The organism is Rhodoblastus sp. (genome assembly GCF_052145335.1).
Lineage (GTDB): Bacteria > Pseudomonadota > Alphaproteobacteria > Rhizobiales > Beijerinckiaceae > Rhodoblastus.
Genome location: NZ_JBKQOU010000356.1, coordinates 1 through 3109 on the forward strand (window position 1 = coordinate 1; position 3109 = coordinate 3109).

Here is a 3109-nt window from a genome sequence, read left to right on the forward strand (position 1 = left end):
TTATCACCATGCTAGCCAATGACGACGCCGTGGAAAGCGTCGTGCTGGGAGATGGCGGCGTCCTCGCCAGCCTGCTGGCGGGCGCGATCCATGTCTCCTCGAGCACCATCAGCGTCGCCCTGTCCGATAAGCTGGAAAAAGCCCATGCGAAAGCGGGCCAACATTACATCGCGGCGCCCGTGTTCGGACGTCCCGACGTAGCGGCGGCGGGCCAACTCTTTATCGTCGCGGCCGGCGAAAAGGCCGCGGTGGAAACCGCGGCGCCACTCCTCGACGCCATGGGGCAGAAAACGTTCGTCGTCTCCTCTTCGGCGAAGGCCGCCAATCTCGTAAAGCTCAGCGGAAACTTCCTGATCGCTTCGGTGATCGAATCACTTGGCGAGGCCATGGCGCTCATCGGCAAAGGCGGCGTCGATCGACGACAGTATCTCGAAGTCCTCACCTCGACGCTGTTCATCGCCCCCGTCTACAAGACATACGGCGCGCTAATCGTGGAAGGAAAATTCGAGCCGGCCGGTTTCGCGGCGCCTCTCGGCCATAAGGATATCGGATTGGTGCTCGCGGCAGCCGAAGAGCTACGCGTGCCCTTGCCGCTCGCAAGTCTGCTTCGGGACCGCTTTCTTACCCTGCTCGCCCACGGTGGCGGCGCGCTCGACTGGTCGGCCATCGGCCGGCTCGCGGCCGAGGACGCCGCCTCGGTCGAACTGACCTGACCTCTGTTAATTGTCAGGCATAAACCCGTCGGTCAGCGTCCGCATGAAGCTAACGATCGCATCTTCCTCCGCGTCCGACAGGCCCAGCCGCCCAACTCGGCTCGTGTTCATGTTATTGGTCGACTCCGGCGCCGGCCAGCATGTCGTACCTTCACCGACGTCATGGCACTGGCAGCGCGGCAGGACGTCGCGCGTGTTGTAAAAGTGCACGATTGCCTTCAGGCTCGTGAAATATCCGTTGTGCGTATAGGCCTTCACGAAGGCCGGATAGGGCCGCTTGTCCACATTGCGCAGTGTCGGCGCCTGACTTCGCGCCTGATTGCCTGGCGCCAGCTTAACCCACCGCTGATCTACCGTGGAGGGCTGGCTGAGTTGAGGCCCCTTGGCGAGAAAATTGCCGACGCCGCCATCGACGAACGATGACCCTGCCGGATTGGCGACATAGCCCAGTGGGTCGGGCCGATTTTCCGCGTAGTAAGGAAGCCGCGGATTGGCAGGGGTTCCAATGTTGCTGGCGGTGAAGTCGGTGAACAGCGGGTCCTCGCCCGGTCCGCCGTCACGGTGACAGGCGTTGCATTGCGCCTTGCCGCGGAAAAGGTCGTAGCCCGCCTGCTCTTGTGCCGTGAACCGCGCCTTGCCAGCGAGCGCCGCATCGAACTTCGAGGTGAACTGCGTCACCTCGGCGGAGACCTTATAGCCGGCGATGGATTGCGCCATCTGATCGAAGGTGGCGCCGACCCGGCCGCGATCGATCGGGCCAAGATGGACCGGCATCGGCTTGCCGGCGGGCGGCGGCCCAGGCCGGGCGCAGGTCTGCTCCACGTCGCCAGGCCATGCGATCGCGAAGGCCTGCGGTCCCCACACGCTTTCGAATAAGACGCGATAGGGCCGCCGCGAGGCGCGATAAACGGCGCAGGCGATATCGGGCAGGCCCATTTCCACCGGGTTGGTTGGCGGCCCTTGCGCCTGCTCCGCGGCCGGGTTGCCCAGCCGGCGGCCGGTTGCACGCATGTCCCAGAAATTGGCGCCGACAAGGTCACCCTGCCCGGGATTGTAGTGCAACACGGGCGAGAGCGGCGCGTAGGCGTGCGATTGCGGCTTACGATGCTGAACCGCGTGCGCACTGACCCGGGATAGGAGCCGGTGGTCCGGTTCAGCTCCGACACGGGACCCGTAAAGCCCGTCTCGGGCATGTGGCAGAAAGTACATGCCTCGTTGCGGTTTACCGAGAGCTGCTTGTCATACAGCATCAACTTGCCGAGCAGCTCGATTTGCTGGACCTGATTGTCCGGTGGCATGGCCAGCCGCTTGATCGCCTGAGCCTCGATGCGGTCGATCTCGGCCTCGACCAGCGCAATTTCCCGCAGCGCCTGAGGCGAGAGTAATGTGCTGCTCTCCTCCGCGCCCGGCGCATCCGCGTCCAGCGTGGCGGCGAACAGGGCCGCCGTGATCGACAACAGCGCGCGCCGTGTCTTCATTTCGAATCCTCCGCGAGCCGGCGCGGAACCGCGCGCGCCAATAATCTAGCGCTCGACGACGAAAGCCCATACAGTGAATCGGCGTGCAAAATTGTGCGCCGATCCACACCAGTCGGCCCGCCGTGCGATAGGTCGTTCCTCTAATGGCGCTTACCTAAGAGCCTCGAGACGCTTCATGCGCCGCGATTCAATATTGCGTCCACGACGGCAATGGAGGTTATTCAGCGTACAGACAACTCCGCTATGGCGCATCGACGCCGTCGAGACGGCGTCCCTTCATCAGAACCGTTGAGAGCGCCGGTCATTCATCCCAGGTTGCATTACGCGATGGTGTCAATCACACCGCCGTCGACGCGCAGCGCCGCGCCCGTTGTCGCGGACGCCAGAGGCGAACAAACGTAAACCACCATATCAGCGACTTCCGACGGCGAGGCCAAACGTCCGATGATCGAAGAAGGCCGATGGGTCCGCACGAAGTCTTCGCCTACCTCCCCAATTGTTCTGCCCGTCGCTCGAACCATTTCCATCAACATCGCCTCGACGCCTTCCGTGAACGTAGGCCCAGGAAGCACCGCGTCGACGGTGACTTGACTTCCGGACGCTCGCTTCGCAAGTCCGCGCGAAATCGACAACACGGCTGTCTTGGTGAAGCCGTAATGGATCATATCAGCGGGAATATTCAGTCCGGATTCGGAGGAAAGAAAAACGATGCGCCCCCAATTGCGCTTCAACATGCCGGGCATATAGGCCCGAGACATACGAACGCCGGACATGACATTGATTTCGAAGTAATACGGTTTCCGGCTGATCACTTCGGGCTTGCGATTTTGGGCCACCAATGGAAGCCGGCTCTGCCTTTGATGGCGTCGCGTTCGTTGGCGAGGGCGGCGCATCTTTTTCCGATGATGTCGTCGAGTT

3 protein-coding genes and 1 pseudogene are annotated in these 3109 nt (G+C 62.4%); 1 reads left to right on the forward strand and 3 read right to left on the reverse strand.

Annotation, left to right across the window (positions count from 1 at the left end):
- Positions 1-713, forward strand: a 713-nt coding sequence (locus tag ACLP2E_RS21350; RefSeq protein ID WP_442467058.1) for an NAD(P)-dependent oxidoreductase, incomplete at its 5' end; no start/stop codon positions are given.
- Between the two features lie 6 nt (positions 714-719).
- Here ACLP2E_RS21350 and ACLP2E_RS21355 read toward each other — a convergent pair.
- The 3 genes and pseudogenes from ACLP2E_RS21355 to ACLP2E_RS21365 form a co-directional block, all read right to left on the reverse strand.
- Positions 720-1922, reverse strand: a complete 1203-nt coding sequence (locus ACLP2E_RS21355; RefSeq protein ID WP_442467059.1) for a cytochrome-c peroxidase — start codon at positions 1920-1922, stop codon at positions 720-722.
- Between the two features lie 2 nt (positions 1923-1924).
- Positions 1925-2011 (reverse strand): annotated as a pseudogene (locus tag ACLP2E_RS21360) (hypothetical protein); the annotation flags it as partial.
- Positions 2012-2511: 500 nt separating this feature from the next.
- Positions 2512-3109 (reverse strand): SDR family NAD(P)-dependent oxidoreductase (locus tag ACLP2E_RS21365; RefSeq protein ID WP_442467060.1); only part of this gene is annotated, 598 nt, incomplete at its 5' end.

Excerpts from the sequence above, each read along its gene's own strand:
- ACLP2E_RS21355 (WP_442467059.1), bottom strand. The coding sequence starts at position 1,922 with ATGTACTTTCTGCCACATGCCCGAGACGGGCTTTACGGGTCCCGTGTC.